This is a genomic window from uncultured Ruminococcus sp., from assembly GCA_902785355.1.
GTDB lineage: Bacteria > Bacillota > Clostridia > Oscillospirales > Acutalibacteraceae > Ruminococcoides.
Genome location: CACZYF010000018.1, coordinates 1 through 19,386, shown reverse-complemented (window position 1 = coordinate 19,386; position 19,386 = coordinate 1). Strand labels below are relative to the sequence as shown.

At 53.7% G+C, this 19,386-nt stretch carries 16 protein-coding genes and 1 pseudogene; 8 read left to right on the top strand and 9 right to left on the bottom strand.

Annotated features, from left to right (window positions below):
* Positions 1 to 51: 51 nt before the first annotated feature.
* Together R2I50_RS05815 and R2I50_RS05810 are read right to left on the bottom strand one after the other, a co-directional pair.
* A complete protein-coding gene (locus R2I50_RS05815) occupies positions 52 to 654 on the bottom strand; it encodes an ECF transporter S component (protein WP_316608218.1) in 603 nt (200 codons plus the stop codon).
* A 247-nt stretch (positions 655 to 901) separates the two neighbouring features.
* Positions 902 to 1,678 (bottom strand): type III pantothenate kinase, encoded by a 777-nt coding sequence (locus tag R2I50_RS05810; RefSeq protein ID WP_316608217.1) that lies wholly within the window; start codon positions 1,676 to 1,678, stop codon positions 902 to 904.
* A 186-nt stretch (positions 1,679 to 1,864) separates the two neighbouring features.
* On the opposite strand from R2I50_RS05810, the gene R2I50_RS05805 reads away from it, so the two are divergent.
* The 5 genes from R2I50_RS05805 (at position 1,865) to R2I50_RS05785 (ending at position 6,540) form a co-directional block, all read left to right on the top strand.
* Entirely contained in the window at positions 1,865 to 2,704 is an 840-nt protein-coding gene (locus R2I50_RS05805; protein ID WP_316608216.1) for a transketolase, read from the top strand.
* Position 2,705: 1 nt separating this feature from the next.
* Positions 2,706 to 3,653: a transketolase family protein gene (locus R2I50_RS05800; RefSeq protein WP_316608215.1), complete on the top strand. Its 948-nt coding sequence runs from the start codon at positions 2,706 to 2,708 to the stop codon at positions 3,651 to 3,653.
* 45 nt (positions 3,654 to 3,698) lie between these two features.
* A complete protein-coding gene (locus tag R2I50_RS05795) occupies positions 3,699 to 4,649 on the top strand; it encodes an asparaginase domain-containing protein (RefSeq protein WP_316608214.1) in 951 nt (316 codons plus the stop codon).
* The gene (locus tag R2I50_RS05790; protein WP_316608213.1) at positions 4,646 to 5,539 is read left to right on the top strand and encodes an EamA family transporter; all 894 of its coding nucleotides are present in this window, start codon (positions 4,646 to 4,648) and stop codon (positions 5,537 to 5,539) included. Before R2I50_RS05795 ends, R2I50_RS05790 begins: the two co-directional genes overlap by 4 nt.
* A 203-nt stretch (positions 5,540 to 5,742) precedes the next feature.
* Positions 5,743 to 6,540, top strand: coding sequence for a zinc ribbon domain-containing protein (locus tag R2I50_RS05785; protein WP_316608212.1), 798 nt, complete (start codon positions 5,743 to 5,745; stop codon positions 6,538 to 6,540).
* An 82-nt stretch (positions 6,541 to 6,622) separates the two neighbouring features.
* Here R2I50_RS05785 and R2I50_RS05780 read toward each other — a convergent pair whose 3' ends face one another.
* The 5 genes and pseudogenes from R2I50_RS05780 to R2I50_RS05760 all read right to left on the bottom strand — a co-directional run bounded on the left by R2I50_RS05780 (position 6,623) and on the right by R2I50_RS05760 (position 12,568).
* Positions 6,623 to 8,143, bottom strand: coding sequence for a CotH kinase family protein (locus R2I50_RS05780; protein ID WP_316608211.1), 1,521 nt, complete (start codon positions 8,141 to 8,143; stop codon positions 6,623 to 6,625).
* A gap of 136 nt (positions 8,144 to 8,279) precedes the next feature.
* Positions 8,280 to 9,260 carry a diaminopimelate dehydrogenase gene (locus R2I50_RS05775; protein ID WP_316608210.1) on the bottom strand — a complete coding sequence of 327 codons (981 nt, stop codon included), beginning with the start codon at positions 9,258 to 9,260 and terminating at the stop codon, positions 8,280 to 8,282.
* Between the two features lie 109 nt (positions 9,261 to 9,369).
* Positions 9,370 to 9,723: pseudogene (locus R2I50_RS05770) on the bottom strand (RNase III inhibitor); the annotation flags it as partial.
* 288 nt (positions 9,724 to 10,011) lie between these two features.
* Positions 10,012 to 11,652: a putative manganese-dependent inorganic diphosphatase gene (locus R2I50_RS05765; RefSeq protein WP_316608209.1), complete on the bottom strand. Its 1,641-nt coding sequence runs from the start codon at positions 11,650 to 11,652 to the stop codon at positions 10,012 to 10,014.
* 34 nt (positions 11,653 to 11,686) lie between these two features.
* A complete protein-coding gene (locus R2I50_RS05760) occupies positions 11,687 to 12,568 on the bottom strand; it encodes an AraC family transcriptional regulator (protein ID WP_316608208.1) in 882 nt (293 codons plus the stop codon).
* A 152-nt stretch (positions 12,569 to 12,720) separates the two neighbouring features.
* On the opposite strand from R2I50_RS05760, the gene R2I50_RS05755 reads away from it, so the two are divergent.
* The 3 genes from R2I50_RS05755 to trpB all read left to right on the top strand — a co-directional run bounded on the left by R2I50_RS05755 (position 12,721) and on the right by trpB (position 16,154).
* Complete coding sequence (locus tag R2I50_RS05755; RefSeq protein WP_316608207.1) at positions 12,721 to 13,773, top strand: ComEC/Rec2 family competence protein; 1,053 nt, start codon at positions 12,721 to 12,723, stop codon at positions 13,771 to 13,773.
* 19 nt (positions 13,774 to 13,792) lie between these two features.
* Positions 13,793 to 14,845 (top strand): FkbM family methyltransferase, encoded by a 1,053-nt coding sequence (locus R2I50_RS05750; RefSeq protein WP_316608206.1) that lies wholly within the window; start codon positions 13,793 to 13,795, stop codon positions 14,843 to 14,845.
* A gap of 88 nt (positions 14,846 to 14,933) precedes the next feature.
* Entirely contained in the window at positions 14,934 to 16,154 is a 1,221-nt protein-coding gene (gene trpB / locus R2I50_RS05745; protein ID WP_316608205.1) for a tryptophan synthase subunit beta, read from the top strand.
* A 63-nt stretch (positions 16,155 to 16,217) separates the two neighbouring features.
* Here the strand turns inward: trpB and R2I50_RS05740 are convergent, their stop codons facing one another.
* Together R2I50_RS05740 and R2I50_RS05735 are read right to left on the bottom strand one after the other, a co-directional pair.
* A complete protein-coding gene (locus tag R2I50_RS05740) occupies positions 16,218 to 17,585 on the bottom strand; it encodes an endonuclease (RefSeq protein WP_316608204.1) in 1,368 nt (455 codons plus the stop codon).
* Positions 17,586 to 17,779: 194 nt separating this feature from the next.
* A complete protein-coding gene (locus R2I50_RS05735; protein WP_316608203.1) occupies positions 17,780 to 18,769 on the bottom strand; it encodes a metallophosphoesterase in 990 nt (329 codons plus the stop codon).
* Positions 18,770 to 19,386: the final 617 nt, after the last annotated feature.

Here is a 19,386-nt window from a genome sequence, read left to right as displayed (position 1 = left end):
CCTATAAAAATCGCCCTGTACCGTGATGGTACAGGGCGTTGCTGTTAATAATCAAGCTTTACCGGTTTTCTTGACTGCGTCGATGATCTTGACGACCACGGGGCTGAGGACGATGTTCACGCCCAGCTCAACGAGGAAGTTGACGCCGGTCAGACCGATGATGATGAAGGTCAGCAGATCGGAGCCGTTTGCCCATGCCGCCAGTGTTTCTCTGAAGAACAGCAGCATACCGATGATGAAGATACCGGTGTTGGCGATGGGGGAGATCAGCGCCGCTAAGATCACGCCGAGCAGCTTGTTTTTCTTTCCGACCAGCTCATACATCAGACCCGCTAAAAAGCCTGCGACGGCGGTTTTTAAGATACACAGCACCGTGCAGAGGAAGGGATTGGCAGACCATACCATAAAGCCGCCCGGATCGCCGCCGGTAGCGCTCATGATGGTGACGATCACACCCAGCACCGCGCCGAGATATGCGCCCGCGCCCTTACCGAACATAGCCGCGCCGACGACGATCGGCACCAGCGCCAGCGTGATCGAGAAGGGTCCGAACTTGACGAAGGTGGTGAATATCTGCAGCACAATGATGATCGCTGTCAAAATTCCCAGAGCCGTCAGCTTGTAGACGTTGTTTTTCTTGCTTGTGTTTGACATAAAATACCTCCTGCTGCCTCCCTCTTTTGCCGAGCAGAACTTGCTTAGACGGGCGGGGAGTGATCCGTAAGGATCGCTCCTGCCGAGCAGAGCTCGCACCGACGAGGTGAAGCGCAATTTTATATGGTGAACGGTGAACAGTGAATGGTGAATGGTGTCGGGAAACGCTGCGCGTTTTGGATTTATATAGTATAAATCGGTTGAGGGCGCAGCCCTCCGTCAACTATTCACCATTAGTCATTCACCATTAACCTCTTTGATTCTTTTCATAGATCAGGCGCAGACCCTCGAGGATGAGGTTCTCGCGGATGGTGATCTCGTGGCTGCAATAGGGGATGATGGTTTTGGCTAGTCCGCCTGTCGCGATGATGCTGCATTTCTCGCCGAGCTCGTTCTCGATCCGGTCGATCATGCTGTCGATCATGCCTACCGTGCCCCAAACGACGCCTGAGCGGATACTCTTGTCGCTGTTGGTACCGATGACGGACTTCGGCGCGGTGAAGGCAACGCCCTGCAACAGCGCCGTGTTCTTGGTCAGCGCCTCGAGCGAAACGGTCATACCGGGTGCGATCGCACAGCCTACCATGCTGCCGCGCTTATCGATCGCGCACCATACCGTCGCGGTGCCCATGCTGATGACGACGGCGGGCGCCTTGATCAGCGCGTTCGCCGCTACGCACGCGACCACGAGGTCAGCGCCGAGAGTGGAGGGATCGTCGATGCGGATGTTCAGTCCTGTTTTGACGCCGGGGCCGACAATGATCGGTTCTACGCCGAGAATATCGCGTACCGCGGCGTCGATCCTGCCGGTTACGAGCGGAACGACCGAGCTGATGATGCAGCCGTCGAAGTCGTCGCGGTGGATGCCCATCACGCGGATCAGCGAGTAGAGCTCCACGCCGTATTCATCTGCGGTTTTAGCCTTCTCACACGAGATCGTCAGCGTGCGGATCAGCTCCTTGTCGTTGAAAATCCCGAACTTGATATTGGTGTTGCCGATATCGGCTGTCAGCAGCATATACATTTCGCTCCTTTCCGATGGGATTGTATCATAATTTTTAGGTAGTTTCAATATAAATGACCGATTTTCGGCTTTTTTCACATAATGAAAAATATTACGCGGGATTTGTGGTAGAATATCGATGTATTCTGGAGTGGTGCGCAATGCTATCACTCCGCAAAAAAGCGCGAATTTTGGGGAGGCATAAGGATGAATCAGGCAGAGAAGAGAAATCTGGAGATTCTCGCTTGCAAGGCGAGGATGGGTGCCATCATCGGTACGTTCCATGCTAAATCAGGACATCCGGGCGGTTCTTTGTCCGCGGCGGACATGTTCACCTATCTGTATTTCAAGGAGATGAACGTGGATCCCGCGAACCCTCAGTGGGCTGACAGAGACCGCTTCGTTTTATCAAAGGGTCATTGTTGCCCGAGCCTGTACGCCGTTTTGGCGCTCAAGGGCTATTTTGACTGGAAGGAGCTAGAGGTGCTCCGTCATGTGGGCGCGATGCTCCAGGGTCATCCCGATATGAAGGGTACCCCGGGTATCGATATGAGTTCCGGTTCTCTCGGACAGGGCGTTTCCGCCGCTTGCGGTATGGCGCTCGCCGCGAAGATCGACAAGAAGGATTACCGCGTTTATACCGTACTCGGCGACGGCGAGTGCGAGGAAGGCGAGGTTTGGGAGGCGGCGATGTTCGCCGGTCATCACAACCTCGATAACCTGACCGTGATCGTGGACTGCAACGGTCTGCAGATCGACGGTACTACCGAGGAGGTCGGCGGCGTAGAGCCGCTCGATACCAAGTTCGAGTCCTTCGGCTTTGACACCGTAATCATCGACGGGCACGACTTCGACGCGATCGAGGGCGCGCTGGCTCAGGCGAAGGCTTCCGCTAAGCCCTTCGCGATCATCATGAAGACAATCAAGGGCAAGGGCGTTTCGTTCATGGAGAACCAGGTAGGCTGGCACGGCAAGGCGACTAACGCCGATGAATTTAAGGTAGCGATGGCTGAGCTCGAGGCACAGCTCGCGGAACTGGAGGCGTAACATGGCTGAGATCATTACCAAGGCGACCCGTGAGAGCTTCGGCGAGGCTCTGTGCGAGATGGCTGAGACCAATCCCGATATCATCGTTCTGGACGCTGACCTCGCGGCGGCGACCAAGACTTCTATCTTCGGCAACGCTTACCCCGAGCGTTTCTTCGACTGCGGTATTGCTGAGGCGAACATGGTCGGCGTAGCGGCGGGACTCGCGGCTTCCGGCAAGATCCCGGTAGCGGCTTCCTTCGCGATGTTTGCGACCGGACGTGCTTTTGAGCAGATCCGCAACTCCGTGGCTTATCCGAACCTCAATGTGAAGATCGCGGGTTCCCACGCCGGCATCTCTACCGGTGAGGACGGCGCGACCCACCAGTGCTTAGAGGATATCGGTATCATGCGTACCATTCCCGGCATGGTCGTTCTGAACCCTGCCGATCACTGGGAGATGAAGGCGGCTACCAAGGCGGCGCTCGAATATGAAGGCCCCGTCTATATCCGTTTAGGCAGACTGGCTGTTGATAGCTTCAATGACCCCGAGACCTACAAGTTCGAGTGGGGCAAGGGTATCACCCTGCGCGAGGGTGCCGATATCACCGTTATCGCGACCGGACTGTGCGTGCTCGAGAGCCTCAAGGCGGTGGACGAGCTGATCGCCGAGGGTAAGAGCGTTCGACTGATCAACATCCATACCATCAAGCCCATCGACCGCGAGATCATCCTCAAGGCGGCTCAGGAGACCGGTAGGATCATCACCGTCGAGGAGCACAATGTTATCGGCGGCTTAGGCGACGCGGTATGCGAGGTCACCTCCTCAGAGTGTCCCGTTCCCGTTCGCAGAATCGGCGTAAACGATGAGTTCGGCTACTCCGGCCCCGCTAAGGAACTGCTTGATATCTTCGGCTTGACCGCTCCCAACATCAAGAAGGTCATCCTCGAGGAGCTTGATAAGAAATAATGAACGTGCCCGCCTTGTAGGCGGGCATTTGTATAGGAGAGGTATATGAAGATTCTCGTTATTGCCACCGGCGGTACGATCGGTTCTGACTTTGACGGCAGCAGCATCGACGTCATCCGCGGGGGAGGCTGTCCTGTTGCCGAACGATACGCGGCAGAGTATCCGGATGTAAAATTTGATACGATAAACCCGCTGAATATTCTCAGTGAACGCCTCTCGGCAGATGATCTGACAATTCTTGCCGAAGTACTGCTGACGACGGATTATTCCCGCTTTGACGGCGTGATCATCACAGCGGGCAGCGATAATCTTGCGTATTTATCCGCCTTTATAGGGCTTTTATGCGCCGATATAGGCGTGCCTGTCTGCATTGTCGCGACCAACATGATCCTGACCGATCCGCGCAGCAACGGTGAAGCGAACTTTTCCTGCGCTGTTGAGCTGATCCGACAGGGGATCGCGGGCGTTTATGTTCCGTATCGTAACAGTGACGGCGTGATGTATATTCACGAGGCGACTGATATCCGTCAGGCGGATATGTCTGATGATTTTTACGGCTTTCACGGTGCTTATGCCGTTTATGACGGCTCTTTCCGAACCGTAAGGAAGTCGATTACGCAGCGGCTACCCGCTGTATTCGACCGTGAAAGGCTTCCGCTTATCCGCGACAACGTTCTGCTGATCCATCCCTATCCGCTGCAGGATTATTCACGGTTCAGTATAGATGGGGTGAAGGCGGTTTTGCACACGCTGTACCACAGCGCGACCCTCGACAGCTTGGCGGCTGAACGTTTTATTGATTCTCTCGGTGAAACGCCGCTGTTCCTCGCTTCCCTGCGATCTAACAGAAAGATCTACGCGACTACCGCCGAGGCACTCGCGATGGGTGCGATTCCGTTGTATGATATCGCGCCCGAATGCGCGTATATGAAGCTCCTGCTCGCATGTGCGCAGGAAAAAATGCCGATCCGGGAATTTATGGAGGCGAAGAGATGAAAAAGCTCGCGTTTATTCCGGTGCTCCTCGCGGGCATCCTGTGGGGCTGCATCGGCATTTTTGTACGGCATTACAACGCGCTGGGGCTCAGCTCTATGCAGACGGTCGTGATTCGTATCGTCCTCGCGGCGGTGATCTTCTCGCTTTTTGTACTGATATATAACCGAAAGCTGTTCAAGATCAGGCTGCGCGATCTGTGGATCTTCCTCGGCTCGGGCGTGATCAGTGTCGGGATATTTACCTACTGCTATTTTACTTCGATTGAGCTGAGTTCTCTTTCGGTGGCGGCGGTGTTGCTCTATACCGCGCCCGCGTTCGTCATGATCTTCTCTCTGATCTTCTTCAAGGAGAAGCTGACGATCCCGAAGGTGATCTCGCTGATCCTCGCGGTGCTCGGCTGCGCCATGACGACGGGGGTGATCGGCGGTAATCTGACCGTTACCCTCGCGGGTTTCCTGTTCGGACTCGGTTCGGGCGTATGCTACGCGCTGTACTCGATCTTCTCGCGCTTTGCGCTCAACCGAGGCTATGAGCCGTTTACCGTGACGCTCTATACCTTCATTTTCGCTGCGGTTGTGTCCGTTGCCGTGACGGATGTTCGCCCCGTGTGGGCAGTTGTTACCGCCGATATAGGCAGTATCGGTTACGCGGTATTGTTTGCGCTGGTATCCTGCGTTTTACCCTATACGTTCTATACGCTGGGGCTTAAGTACATCGCCTCCAGCACCGCGTCCATCATCGCGACAGTCGAGCCGGTTGTGGCGACGATAGTAGGTGCGGTCATCTTCCGCGAGCCGATCGCATTCCCGTTCGGTTATCTCGGCGTTGCGTTGGTATTTCTCTCGGTTGTGCTGATTAATGTGCGCTTTTCAAAGAAAAAAGCTGAATAAACGGTTCTAACAGCCCGTGATAGGTTATACTAAGTATCATTTTCAAGGGCTGTTAATTTTTTTGAAAATTTTTAAAAAATGATGCAACAGTTTCCGGCTTTTCCGACACTATATAGTTGAACGACGTCGAAAAAAGAAAAAATATTCTTGGCAAGCTTCTTGATGATCAAGAGATGCTGATCTATAACAAAGGAGAGTAAACTATGTTTTGTCAAAATTGCGGAAAAGAAATCACCAACAATACCAACGCATGCCCTTATTGCGGTACCCGGATGATGCAGCCTGCGGTAAACAATCAGACCTATGCACCTGTTGATACATTTGCAGCAGGGTACAACACGCCTCAGTATGCGCCGAACAATATTGCGGGCAGCGTCGGATACTATGCTCCCTCACCCGAGGCGATATCCTTTACCGAGCATCCCTCCAGAGAGCAGACCACCATCAACATGCATCAGCAGATGGGCTGGACGTTGAAAAGCAGCCAGGAGATCAACACCTCCACCACCCATGTTTACGGCAACACCTATGCGGGAACCGGCCACACCTACTCCTTTATCGAGAAGCAGCATTATGTTAAGTTGACCTTCGAGCGTGATAGGAATCACCCCAACTACCCGATCTTAAAGCAGAACTATGATCAGTTTACGTCGCTCGCCGCCAAGATCCTTGAGCTGGAAGCATCCGTTGACAAACGCAAGCCGCTGTTTTATGTTCTTTGTTGTATTCCAGCTGCACTGGCTCTTTTGATTGCCTTCAGCACGATTGGATTGTTCGGGTTCGCTATCCTTCCGTTGGCGCTGGCGCTGGTTGTTCCCGTTATGCTGATGGCAAATATGATCGCCACCAAAATCGAAAAGAAGAAGATCAAGCCCGAGGTTGAACAGCTCTATGCACAGATGCAGATGATCGCAAGCGAGACCGAACCGTATGTTACCGGTGCGGCATCATTGCCTCATAGCGTTCCGATGTGGAATCAGCAGTTTGCAAATGCCGGCTGATCTGTACCGAAGATAAAGCTTCCGACCGTAAGAAAACGCTCCTCTAACGAGATTATTCGTCAGAGGAGCGTTTAGCTTGTTGTTAATTATCTTTGTTTTCTTCGTAAGTTCGCGGTACGCCGATCTGATACGGAATCTCTATCATAGCGTCGTACTTCTGGATCCATGTTGCGTCGGTAACGTCCAGTCCGTCGAGCTCTATATCGCCTCTCAGACTGATCATGCCATCCTCATCCGGCATAGACAGCGCCTGGATTCGCTGGATGATCGTTGCATCGATAATATCCACTTCCGAGTTACCGTCTGCGTCCCCGATCAGGTATTCGCCGTTGAACGGTTTAAAATAAGCAGTCATCCACAGCATTCGCGCATTGCACCAGTTTTTGAGGAAATCGAGGTTTTCCTGATAGGTCGGGAGGCGGAGACCCGCATAGTTGATCCACCGTGTAGTGATCCTCCACTCGGTCTGGGTGTAGTTTCGGTTGAAGACGTCGGCGTATTCTGCGGCGTTCGTATCCAGGAAGCCGCCCTCGCGGCCAACGTTGTAGAAATGGGAGTAGTTATCCTGATAGACCTGATTCGCCTGTTCCATGAACCAATCCTGCTTGCACAGGTATTTGAACAGCTGCTTGTCGTTGGCATACGGCCCGTCGGTCAGCGCCGCCTTGCGATAGACGGGAGTCGCGGTCGGGCTGCCGCCCGCCATAGCAAAGTCGTAGTCCCACGGAGGACCTGCGTACAGCTTGCCGTCCTTGTAGAAGAAGAACGCGGAGCTGAAGTCGAGGTCGACCGTCTTGACAAATTCGTTAAAGACATAGTAGGCGACAAAGGAGGGCATATCAATCTTTGCTTCGATCTCCTCCCGCGTACCGTTCATGATGGCGCCGGTGATATCATCCATGGTAGCTTGGATGTAGGCGAGCTGGGTCTCGTCCGGCTCGTCGGGCTCCTGTGCCGCAAAGCGCAGACCGTTGCTGGTAAAGTAGGTCGTGCCCTCGTCTACGCGGGTCGCCTCGATCTCCACGAGGAAGTCCTTGATGTTGCTGTCGTCGTAATTATCGTCGATATTGATGCGATCCGCGCCCGCCTGGACAGGGACGGTCACGGTATAGGTGCCGCGGTAGGAGCCGTCGAGCCACAGCTCGGAGATCCGCTGCTTGGAAACATAGGGCAGACCCATATCGGAGGCGAGGTGCAGCGCAGTGTAGTTGCGCAGCAGGGTGGGATCGTATGCGTCGGCGATCAGCGCCCACTTCTTGCCCTTGCCCATGCCTAAGACCTCTTTCTTCTTGGCAAATTTGAAGGTGAAGGGTTTTTTCTTGGTGCTGCCCATCGCGGTCGTGTTGCCGCGTACCTTGAACTGCACGTCATCCTCCAGCACCGAACCGTCGACGTCGGTGATGACGATGTGCGCGTTGACGTAGCCGTCCTCCTTAAGCAGGGCGGGGCCGTTGCCGTTCTCGGTAGTGACCGTGATCTGTGGTACCTGATAGACCTGTCCGGCGGACTCTTCGACCTCTTCGGCAGAGGTGCTCAGCGTATTGAATACCGCCACTGACGCGAGCATCGAAAGGCATAAGAGCAGGGAAACGATCCTTTTCATAAACATCCTCATTTCGCTAATTATTTTTATTATAATAAATCTAATCATACCACTTAAATCGATAAAAGGCAACATCTTTATGAAAAACACGCGCCATCGGTCGATGGCGCGTGCCGATTATGATTGATGATGGAAATTACAGGAAATGCGCTCTCAGCTCATCGCCGCTCTGTGCGGAGAGGTACGCGGGAGCGATGTCGAATACGGTTTTTGCGCCGGTCATACCCTCGCTGTTCATGCGGTAAGCCGCTCTGGCGCATGCCGCCAGCACAGAACCGGTGAACTCTGGGTTGGAGTCGAGCTTGAGGCTGTATTCGATGACATGCTTGGTACCTTCGCTGGTGGTGCCGCTGTAGATGACGGAGCCGCCGTGGGGAAGACCGCTGTGATCGCGCTTCATCTCTTCCATGGTGATGAAGTGGACGGTGGTGTCGTATTCATCAAAGTAGTTGGGCATGGTCTTGATGGCATTCTCGATCGCCGCCTTGTCGGCGCCTTCTTCGGCAACGACAAAACACTCGCGGGTGTGCTTCTGGCGGGTGGTGAGCTCGGGATTCGAGCCGCTGCGTACCGCGTCGAGCGCCGCTTCTACGGGGATGGTGTACTGACGAGCGTCAACAACGCCCTCGATACGGCGAACCGCGTCGGAGTGACCCTGGCTGACGCCCTTGCCCCAGAAGGTATAAGCCTGACCGCAGGGTAGGATCGCGTTCGCATACACGCGGTTGAGGGAGAACATGCCCGGATCCCATCCGGATGAGATCACGCCGATCTTGCCGGCGCTCTTAGCCGCTGCGTCAACATTCGCAAAATGCTCGGGGATGCGCGCGTGGGTGTCGAAGCTGTCGATAACGTTGTAAAGCGCTGCGAACTTCGGGGTCATTTCAGGCAGATCGGTAGCCGAGCCGCCGCAGATGACCAGTACGTCGATCGGTTCTGTACCCTTTTCGAGCTCAGTAACGGAGCGTACCGGTACGCCGGGTGTGTTGATTCTCAGGCTCTCGGGAGCGCGGCGGGTGTAGACCGCGACGAGCTCCATATCGGCGTTCATCTTGATCGCCGCTTCGACGCCTCTGCCTAGATTGCCGTAACCTAAGATTCCGATTTTAATACTCATACATATACCTCCAAATTCCATATTTCACGTTTGCACAAGCAAACGGTTAAAGCAAATAAACACTTTATTATTTTAGCACTTAAAAGCGGTGATGTCAATAATATTCTGCTCAGTTGAGGAGAGGCTGATCGAATTCATACAGCGCTTCGTTGATGGTGAAGAAGTCGTACTGTCTGTTTTTGATGAAATACTCGATGATGATGTCGAATTTTGAGCTGTGCGACAGGGCGTAGCCGGCTTTCATCAGCATATCGGCGGTCTCGCTCAGATTGAGTTTCAGCGCAATCGCAAAGGCGATCGCTGTCGGCTTGCTGGGCTTATAGAGCGGATTAGAGCGGATCTTTGAGAACAGCTTGCGGTCGACGTGCGCTCGCTTGTAGCACTCTGCGTCGGTCATGCCGCGCTCGTCGATCAGGCGCAGCAGCATTTCGCTGAAGCTTTCGTCGATCCTGCCGACCGCTTCGCGAAGATCATCGACGGCGCCGTCTTTAAGGACGATCGCCTCTTGATCGGGTTCATATACTTTCTGTGCCGCCATCGGCACCATCGGAGCTGAGGGAGCGGCGCTGTGTGCTCTGCTCTTGAAAGCCGAGCCGTCGTGCCTCGGCGGGGCAGGACATGCCGTTGGCGCATAAGCTGCCCGAAATGCGGCGGGCTCGGTGTAGTTTGCGCCGATATAGGCGTTCAATTCGTCCAGAAGCGCCTTATTGAGCGGCTTCCTTTTTTTATTCCAAAACATCTTCACGCCTCGTTACATACGCTCAATCGCCGCCATCAGCGGGGCGATGACCTGTTTCTTGCGGCTGACGACCTTCTCGAGCATGACGCTGTTCTGACCGGCTTCGACGTCGAATGCCGCCTGAACGACGCCCTTGGCGCCCTGACCAACAAATATAAGTTCGGTGCTTTCTTCGATGATATCGGTCAGCATCAGCAAGAGCATATCCGCACCCGAGTTCGGGAGCAGATCCTCCATATACGGCAGCAGGCGCTCCCGAACCTTGTCGAGTTCGCGGCGGCTGACGCTGGTGACCTGCGACACGGTCAGCTTCACCTGCTCCGCACTGAAGCTCTTGCAGTCGAGGTGGAAGATCTCGTCGGGGGATTTCTTGCCGAGGCGCGAGCCTGCGTTAAACATTCCTTTTGCAAATTCCTCCGCGTTGATCCCCGCGATGTCTGCAAGTGAGAGCGCAAGCTCGCGATCGGTGGGCGTACAGGTGGGCGAACGGAACATCAGCGTATCCGAGAGGATCGCAGCACATAGAAGTCCCGCTGTTACGGGCTCGATCTCCATGTGCTTTTCACGGAACATCAGGGCGATGATGGTAGCGGTACAGCCCAGCGGCTGGTTGCGGAAGTAGATGGGGTTGACGGTCTCGACAGGATCGATACGGTGATGGTCGATGACCTCTACGACCGATGCGGAGCGGATGCCGTCCACCGCCTGACCCTTCTCGTTATGGTCGACCAGGATGACCTGACGGCGCTCGAAATCGAGCAGGTTACGCTGAGAGATCATCCCGACATATTTATTATTTCCCGTAAGAATAGGGAAGTAGCGAATGCGCAGCTTGGATACGGTGGTCTTGACATCAGCGACAAGATCATCCGGAAGGAAGCTGATGATGTTATCTTTCTTCATCAGATAACCGACGGGCACAGCCTGATTGATGAGCTTGGCGCAGGTGTAGGTGTCGAGCGGCGAGGTGATGACGGTACAGCCCGACTCTTCGGCGCGGCGGCAGATATCCTTCGTGACGTTTGCGCCTAAGCAGACGATCATACAGCCTGCCTTCTCTTCCAGCGCACAGAGCTGGCTCTCCCGACGGTTACCGACGATGACCATATCGTTCTCGCTGATGATCTCCTCCATCATGGCGGGGTTCGCGGCTGCGACAACGACCTTGCCTTTGGTAAACAGCGCTTCGGGGTCGCCTACTACGACTTCGCCCTGCAGAGTATCGGCGATATTGCTGTAGGGAGTCTTGGCTTTCGAGAGCGTATCGGCGTCCTGATCCTCGAGGTAGAAGCGCGCTTCGTCTCCGAGAGTGACGATGCCCCTGAGCTTGCCGCGCTTGGTCAGGATCGGAACGGTCTGGATGTTCTGGTCACGCATATGCTCCCATGCGCGCTTCAGTGAGAGCTGAGCGTCGATGCCCGGCGTATCGCGGTACTGTACGTCGGCAAGCGTCGGCTCGAGCGATTCGATCAGCTCCGGTTCGTCAACACCGAAGTGCTCCAGCACATAACGGGTTTCGCCGTTGAGCTCGCCCGCACGGCAGGGAATATACGTCTCACCTGTAGTACGGCACTTGAACTCCGCGTAACAGATCGCGGAGCAGATAGAGTCGGTGTCGGGATTCTTATGTCCTATGACAATAGTAGCTTTCATCCTGAAAATTCCTTTATTAGTCGTTAGTTATCTGTTAGAGCTTGCGGATCTCTGCGATCGGGGCTTCTTCCTGATATACCTTCACGTATTCGCTGGGGGTACAGTTGTACACGCTCTTGAATACCGCAATAAATGATTTTACGCTCGGGAAACCGTTCTCCAGCGAGGCGCGGGTCTCGCTCATGCCGTTCTGCTGGATGTCGATAAGGGTATTTTCCAGACGAACGAGGTTAAGGTAATTCTTGAATGTCTTTTGTGTGCTCGCCTTGAAGAAGCGCGAGAAGTAGGTCGGCGTCAGACCGACGAAGGAGCTGATATCCTCCAGCGAGATGCGCTCGCGATAGTTGGTGCGGATATAATCGATGGCTTTGTTGATATACTCGGGACTCCCTTCCTCGGGCTGATCCCTGAGAGGCGTTTCGCGCTCGACGCGGCATTTGGTAAACAGATGCATCAGAATCTGTGACATGGCACAGGAGATCTTGAGCTTACTGAACTCCGAAGGATTTTCGATCTCAAAGACGATCGCCTTGAGCAGATCGCGCACTCGTGCGCGCGCCTGTTCATTTTTGTCCGGATCCAGGCGGTAACGGTCAAAGTCGGGAAAGTATGCTTTGATATAATTGTAAGAGAACAGTACTACCAGATATTTGACTCGATCCTCGGGATCCTTACCGCAGGTCTGGTGTACGGCTTCACTGTTGATCAGCATATAGTCGCCGTCGTACAGATCCTTATCGACGCCGTTCATGTTTGTCCACATGCACCCGCGTACGATGTAGTCGATCTCCAGATTTTTATGCCAGTGGCGGTTGGTGAAGCAATCCCTGCCTGCCTTCTCGTACAGTGTGACCTTCCCCGGGAGATTGTCGTCGGCTGTGACGATCTCGTATTTTCCCTTGTAATTAGCGCTCATTTTTGAACCTTCTTTGCGGTATTGTCAGAATAATTATATTTAAATCTATATTACCACTTTTTGCCGTGATAGTCAAATTTTATCTGTTAAACTTGCTTTATCAATTGATTTGTACTATGATAGACAGGAACTATCAAAGGATATGGTTTGGTATGAAGAAGATATTATGCGTGATTCTGGCTGTTATAACAGTTGCTTTATACGGAGCCTGTACGCCGAAGGGGATCGATGTGTCGACGCCTCCTTCGGGTATGACTGTCCGCTTCATCAATGTTGAGCAGGGCGATTGTACGCTGATCGAGTCCGGCGGTAAATATATGCTGGTGGATTCGGGTGAAAGCACATATAGCGCTACGGTCAAAGATATCATGAGGATGAGCGGCGTGGATAAACTGACCTACGTTCTCGTGACCCACCCTCACTCCGATCACTTCGGAGGTATGCGGAGTATCATAAAAGCCTATGATACCGAGAACTTTATCGCTGCTAAGACCGAGTGCGACGACGTCGAGTGGACAAAGCTTTTGAAGTTTGTGCATGATAAGGATATTAATTATATCGATGCCGCGGCGGGTGAGACCTATGAGCTGGGGGACGCTGCGTTTACCATCCTCGCGCCTCTCGGCAGCGGGTATAAGGATGATAACAATTTTTCTATCGTGATCATGGTCAAGTGCGGCGACGCAAAGTTTCTGTTGACAGGCGACGCGAAGCGGGAGAGCGAATATGAGATGCTTTCAGCTTACGAGAATCTTGACGCGGATGTTTACAAGTGCGGACACCACGGTTCGTCCGATTCTTCCACTGCGTCCTTTTTGCGCGAGGTCAACCCCGTCTATGCTGTGGTCTCCTGTGCGAAGCACAACAGCTACGGTCATCCGAGTCAAGAAACGCTTGATCGGCTTTCGCTGCTGGGGACAAAGGTGTATCGTACCGATATTCTCGGGAGTATCATCGCCGTGACAGACGGTAAAACGATCACCATATCCGGTGAGGCAAAAGCGGACAGCTCGACCTATACCGTCGGGGAGAAGAACACGGTTCCTTCCGCTCTGGACCTTGTCGGCAATGTGAAGAGTAAACGTTTCCACGATCCGATCTGCAGCAGTGCAAAGGAGATCAACGAGAAGAACCGTATCTCCTTTACCTCCCGAAAGGAGGCGCTGGATCAGGGCTATACCCCCTGTTCACAATGTCAACCGTAATATGGAACACATTATCACTATGACCCGATTATTCGATTTTGATTACCCCAATGTCTGGACGGCGTTGGAAGAGAGCTCGCTGCCGATCGTGCTTTACGGTATGGGCAACGGCGCCGATAAGGTGCTCGGCGAGTTTGAGCGCCGCGGTATTCGCGCCGCAGGCGTGATGGCGAGCGATGATTTCGCCCGTTATCAGGATTACCGCGGCTTTATTGTGAAGAAAGAGAGCGATTTTATCCGCGAGCTCGGCGATTTTACCGTCGCGCTGTGCTTCGGCAGCTCTCTGTCCGATGTGATGGCTCATGTTTATGAAGTCGCAAGTCGTCACACGCTCTTGGTACCTAATGTTCCCGTAGCGGGCGACGTATTAATGGATGACGCTTTCGTCGACCGCTATCGTGACGATATCACGCGCGCTTATTCTCTCCTTGCCGACGATAAGTCGAAAGAGGTGTTCAAGGGCGCGCTGGACTTTTATTATACCGGGCGCCTCGAATATTTACAGGCGATCGAGAGCGACAAGGACGAGGTGTTCCGCAAGATCCTCCGTCTGCATAATGAATGTTATCTCGATCTCGGCGCCTATCGCGGCGATACGGTGGACGAATTTCTGCATTATTCCGACGGCTGGCGTCGGATTATCGCTGTTGAACCGAATCCGAGGAATTACCGAAAACTTTGTGAGCACCTTGAAGGCATTGAGAATGCAACTGCTGTCCACGTAGGAATCGCGGATAAAGTCGGTATCATGACCGTCAGCAAGAAAGGCGGCCGCATGCCTGTTTTGGACGATCCCGACGGGGTCGAGGTACCTGTGACTACGGTCGATCTGATCGACTGCGCGCCTACCTACCTCAAGGTCGATATCGAAGGGATGGAGCACAGGATGCTCCGCGGCGCTGTGCAAACTCTGTGTGAGTATCGTCCCAAGCTTAACCTTGCCGCCTATCACCGTACCGAGGATCTCTTCTCTCTGATCCTTCAATTGCATGAGATCAATCCCGATTATCGGTTCTATCTCAGAAAGCATCCTTATATTCCCTGCTGGGATCTGAATATCTATGCGGTATAACACCGGTTATCACGACACTTTTACTTGCATACTTCTGTAAACGGTGCTATAATAGCAGCGTTAACGTTTTGTATGACGGAGGGCAAATATGATACTGAACAACGTTGATTTTGAAACATATTTTAATAACTATCCCGACGCGAACGGCTATTTCGGCAAGTACGGCGGCGTCTTTGTTGATGAAAAGCTAAAGAAAGCGATGGAGGAGATCACCCAGGCGTACTATTCCATCTGCCAGAGCCGAAAATTCATCGCCGAGCTCAGACGTATCCGTAAGGAGTTCCAGGGTCGTCCGACCCCTATCTCGCACCTTGAGCGCCTGTCCGACGCACTGGGCGGCAGGGTTCAGCTCTATGCCAAGCGTGAGGATCTGAACCATTCCGGCGCGCATAAGCTCAACCACTGTATGGGTGAAGCGCTGCTCGCGAAGTACATGGGTAAGAAGAAGGTCATCGCCGAGACCGGCGCGGGTCAGCATGGCGTAGCGCTGGCGACCGCCGCCGCTTATTTCGGCTTGGAATGTGATATCTATATGGGTGCCGTCGATATCAAGAAGCAGGCTCCCAACGTCGCCCGTATGAAGGTACTGGGCGCGAACGTCGTTGAGGTCACCCACGGTTTGCAAACGCTGAAAGAAGCCGTTGACGCTGCCTTTGACGCCTACAGTAAGGAGTATAACGACGCGATCTACTGTATTGGCTCGGTTTTGGGACCGCACCCCTTCCCGATGATGGTGCGTGACTTCCAGAGCGTTGTCGGTATCGAGGCGCGCGAGCAGTTTATTGATATGACCGGTCATCTGCCAAACGCGATCGTCGCCTGTGTCGGCGGCGGCAGTAACGCGGCGGGTCTGTTCGCGGGCTTCCTCAACGATCCCGTCGATATCTACGGCGTTGAGCCGCTCGGACGCGGCGCGAAGCTCGGCGACCATGCCGCGTCTCTGCAGTACGGTACCGAGGGCGTCATGCACGGCTTCAACAGCATCATGCTCAAGGATGAGAACGGTGATCCCGCTCCCGTTTATTCCATCGCGAGCGGCTTGGACTATCCGTCCTCCGGTCCCGAGCACGCATTTCTGCACGACATCGGCAGGGTCAAGTACGACCTGATCGACGATGAGGAGACAGTCGACGCGTTCTATAAGCTCTCTCGTCTGGAGGGTATCATCCCCGCCATCGAGAGCTCTCACGCCGTCGCTTACGGTATGAAGCTTGCTAAGACCATGGGTCACGGCTCGGTGCTGATCAACCTCTCCGGCAGAGGCGACAAGGATTTGGACTTCATCATCGAGAAGTACGGTATCCGATAATCAATTGAATCATTTGATATGAAAAAGCGAGGCTGTCACCGCGACAGTCTCGCTAATTTAGTATTAACCGATGATCTCCCCGATAGGGTAGGGGGTATCGATCTGTGCGAGATACCGCGCGATCAGGGTCGCGTCGGTGATGTCAAGCTTCCCGCCCGAGACCCTCGCCGCGTCCGTCGAGATCGCCGATTCGTTTTTAAGCTCGGCAAAGTACAGCTGGATCAGCGTGCCGTCCATCGGCGTGATTTTTCCGTCGCTGTCCGCGTCACCTAGCATGATCGACCCGGGTGCTTTTGAGCATAGGTCGCAAAGCCCGTCGCCGTTCTCATCATGGTGACCGAGTGATGCCAGCCGCCTTTCCTGAACCTCGCCGCAGTTCTCGCATCGCAGCAGATAACATCCGTCATGCAGGCAGGACGCCTCATCTCGTTCGATCTCTGTGAAGCGGTGGGTGCATCCGATATGGGTCGGCGTGTTAATGTGTACAGGTATATCGCGTCCGAACATCCGCCAAGCAAGCTCCGGATAGTCGATAAAAACGTTGCGATTGCCTTGTATCTCCTGTGTGAGGTCGTTTCGCTTGAGCTCCCACGTGTCGACAGGGTCGTTTTCACACCATTCCAGCAGGGTGTCGAGGCTTTCGATGACCCTCTTACCGCTGTTGCTCTTGTCGTCCGGGTCGGGAATTGGAAGTTGGTCGCTTTCGATATCCGTGTACAGATTCGGCTGTTCCCAGCGGCAGTAGACATACAGTAGGATCCGTGCGACGTCGCCCTTGACATCGTCCTTGCATTCGAAGAGATCATCGTCCTTGTTGACCCAATAGCAGGTGTTTCCGAGTACCTCTCCCTCTGTATAGCCCGCGCTGTAGGTGCCGTTGATGTAACCAAACAGACGGTCGCTCTTCGCACGGTTAAGCGAGTCTACCGAAGGGCGCAGGTGGTGTAGATCGGCGCCGCCGTTTTTCTCCTGATAGGAGGCGCGGCTTTTCGGCCAGATATGCTCGCGGTTGAGCTTTACGTTCGCGTTGTTGCCCGATACATCGGAGTAGAACATCAGGTAGTTGTCCTCGCCCGCCTGCGTATCGGTAAACGGCCAGTAATACGCCAGCGAGCCTTTTTTGTAGCCGGAGTAGGAAGTGTAGGTTGTGTGGGTCGTGCTCATCAGCTCGTGCAGATGGTCGAACAGCGGATTATTCTGCATGGCGGTATAACCGGTGGAAGCGTCCTTTGCACCTGATAACGTCAGAAGATTATCGTATGTATAGTTGCCGATGTAGTAGCTCTCTGCGGCAGGGGATAAGCTTACCGCCGCTTGATGGCGAACCGCGTCATTCTTTCCCGACGGATCGGAGAACGCCCCCGCGGATATTGTGAATAACAGTGTAAACGCAAGTAAAACAGCGTTGAATACGGTGATTCGCTTAATCATGATGACACCTTTCTTGATGATAGTTATTGCGAAGAGCAGAGGCTCCCTTTGGTAAAGGGAGCTCCCGCGGGAGCGGGTGAGGGATTGTATAAATGGAGCAAAGCGACCAACCGATTATAATAGTCATAGCGAGGGGCGCAAGGCTGAGGTTGAGATTGCCGCGTCGGAACCGTGTTCCTCCTCGCAATGACAAATTAAAATGCGCCCTGTAGTAATCTCAACCGAGCTTCTACAGTATAGGTAAAGTCGGGATAGCGAGTATCGGTCAGAAAATCGATCCCCGTGAATACCGCGCGGTCATGATAAACCTCAACGATATATCCCTGTGCGTTATCACCGGTGAAGGTTCGGTCGAGAACATGCCCGCCGCCGCGGTCGGACACGATTCGCGTACTGCCCGCGAGCGAGGGGATATGCAGCATGTGACAGGGACGATCGGCATAGTTCAGCCGATCGCGCAGATCAATGTGCGTATGTCCCGAGAGCCAAATGACTTCGGGATATCCATACATCAGGTTATAAAATCGAAGATTGTTCACAAAGGGTTGACCGTTCTTATCATGTGTCCTCAGCGCTCCCGCGTAGGCGGGGCGGTCTTTGTCATCGCCCACGCCTGAACCGTACACGTTCGCGTGCTGAACGAGAAATACCCGTCGCTTCTCCCGACGGCAGATCATCAGCCGCTGTTCAACCCAATCCATCTGATCGGCGGAGAAGTTGTCGATCTCGTTGGTGCTCACGCCGTTCTCAAGTGAGAGAAACAGGAACACGTCGCCGCTGTTCGGCTCGGCATATTCATAGTAGGTCTTGCCCGCCGGGCGGGTAATTGGCTTTTCGTCGAGCTTTGTATAACGGATGAAGTCGCGCTGGCAGTCCTCGAGCGTGTTCAAGCCGTATTTTGCGCTGCGTGTTTCGTGATTGCCCATCGCCTCCAGCGTGAGCCCGTCGTAACCCGATTCATCGATGATTCGGCGGTAGCGGCGCCATTCTTCCTCAGCGCCCGAGGCGTTTGTTACTTGATCGCCCGCGCTGATGATGAAGTCGCAGTCATGCAGCTTTATGATCTCCAACGCACGGCGAAGGTTCCTTTCCGCATGGATAAAGTAGGTGCTTTTACCGCCGTTTTCAAGATCGATATGGATGTCGGCGACTGCCGCAAAACGGTATAAGAGCCGATGGTTCATGAGCTTCACCTAAGAGGGCAGCCTCCCGAAGGAGGCTGATAAGTGTATTTTCTGCGGGGACAGAGATCTTGTAGATATTTTCTCTGTATTTGTTTGTTTCGTGTTCCTACATCGCCTGACCCGGTCAGGTACCGTTCTTCGCCTTGTTGTGTCCTTCGGAGCAGTAGGCGTCAATCTTAGACTAACCGAGGTTATCCGAGAAATAGATGTCGATATTATCGCCTTGATAGAACTGATCTTCGGTAAAGTCCTTATAAGCCGCGGTCATAGGCGTTGCGCCTTCTGCCGACTTTCAGCTCCGTTATATAATCAGTTTATCATATAACGGAGCTGAAATAAAGAGAAGAATTATTTTTTGTGTAAACCATATAAGGACCGGATTTGCTTTTTGTAGGAAAGACACAAGGCACGACAATGATCTGCCGTGCCTTGTTTATAGGAGTTTCTGATGAAAAACGAATCAAGCGTTGGGAAGTACGGTAACGTTGAGGTCGTTGTCGACGAAAAGGTTGAGCTTGACGGGGACCTGTACATCGTCAGCGGTGTTGTACATCAGGGTGACGTGGCTGATGCCGGGGGTCACGCCGAAGCACTGGAAGTTGTATTCCTCGCGGTCG

Excerpts from the sequence above, each read along its gene's own strand:
- R2I50_RS05815 (WP_316608218.1), bottom strand. The coding sequence starts at position 654 with ATGTCAAACACAAGCAAGAAAAACAACGTCTACAAGCTGACGGCTCTG.
- R2I50_RS05810 (WP_316608217.1), bottom strand. The coding sequence starts at position 1,678 with ATGTATATGCTGCTGACAGCCGATATCGGCAACACCAATATCAAGTTC.
- R2I50_RS05805 (WP_316608216.1), top strand. The coding sequence starts at position 1,865 with ATGAATCAGGCAGAGAAGAGAAATCTGGAGATTCTCGCTTGCAAGGCG.
- R2I50_RS05800 (WP_316608215.1), top strand. The coding sequence starts at position 2,706 with ATGGCTGAGATCATTACCAAGGCGACCCGTGAGAGCTTCGGCGAGGCT.
- R2I50_RS05795 (WP_316608214.1), top strand. The coding sequence starts at position 3,699 with ATGAAGATTCTCGTTATTGCCACCGGCGGTACGATCGGTTCTGACTTT.
- R2I50_RS05790 (WP_316608213.1), top strand. The coding sequence starts at position 4,646 with ATGAAAAAGCTCGCGTTTATTCCGGTGCTCCTCGCGGGCATCCTGTGG.
- R2I50_RS05785 (WP_316608212.1), top strand. The coding sequence starts at position 5,743 with ATGTTTTGTCAAAATTGCGGAAAAGAAATCACCAACAATACCAACGCA.
- R2I50_RS05780 (WP_316608211.1), bottom strand. The coding sequence starts at position 8,143 with ATGAAAAGGATCGTTTCCCTGCTCTTATGCCTTTCGATGCTCGCGTCA.
- R2I50_RS05775 (WP_316608210.1), bottom strand. The coding sequence starts at position 9,260 with ATGAGTATTAAAATCGGAATCTTAGGTTACGGCAATCTAGGCAGAGGC.
- R2I50_RS05765 (WP_316608209.1), bottom strand. The coding sequence starts at position 11,652 with ATGAAAGCTACTATTGTCATAGGACATAAGAATCCCGACACCGACTCT.
- R2I50_RS05760 (WP_316608208.1), bottom strand. The coding sequence starts at position 12,568 with ATGAGCGCTAATTACAAGGGAAAATACGAGATCGTCACAGCCGACGAC.
- R2I50_RS05755 (WP_316608207.1), top strand. The coding sequence starts at position 12,721 with ATGAAGAAGATATTATGCGTGATTCTGGCTGTTATAACAGTTGCTTTA.
- R2I50_RS05750 (WP_316608206.1), top strand. The coding sequence starts at position 13,793 with ATGACCCGATTATTCGATTTTGATTACCCCAATGTCTGGACGGCGTTG.
- trpB (WP_316608205.1), top strand. The coding sequence starts at position 14,934 with ATGATACTGAACAACGTTGATTTTGAAACATATTTTAATAACTATCCC.
- R2I50_RS05740 (WP_316608204.1), bottom strand. The coding sequence starts at position 17,585 with ATGATTAAGCGAATCACCGTATTCAACGCTGTTTTACTTGCGTTTACA.
- R2I50_RS05735 (WP_316608203.1), bottom strand. The coding sequence starts at position 18,769 with ATGAACCATCGGCTCTTATACCGTTTTGCGGCAGTCGCCGACATCCAT.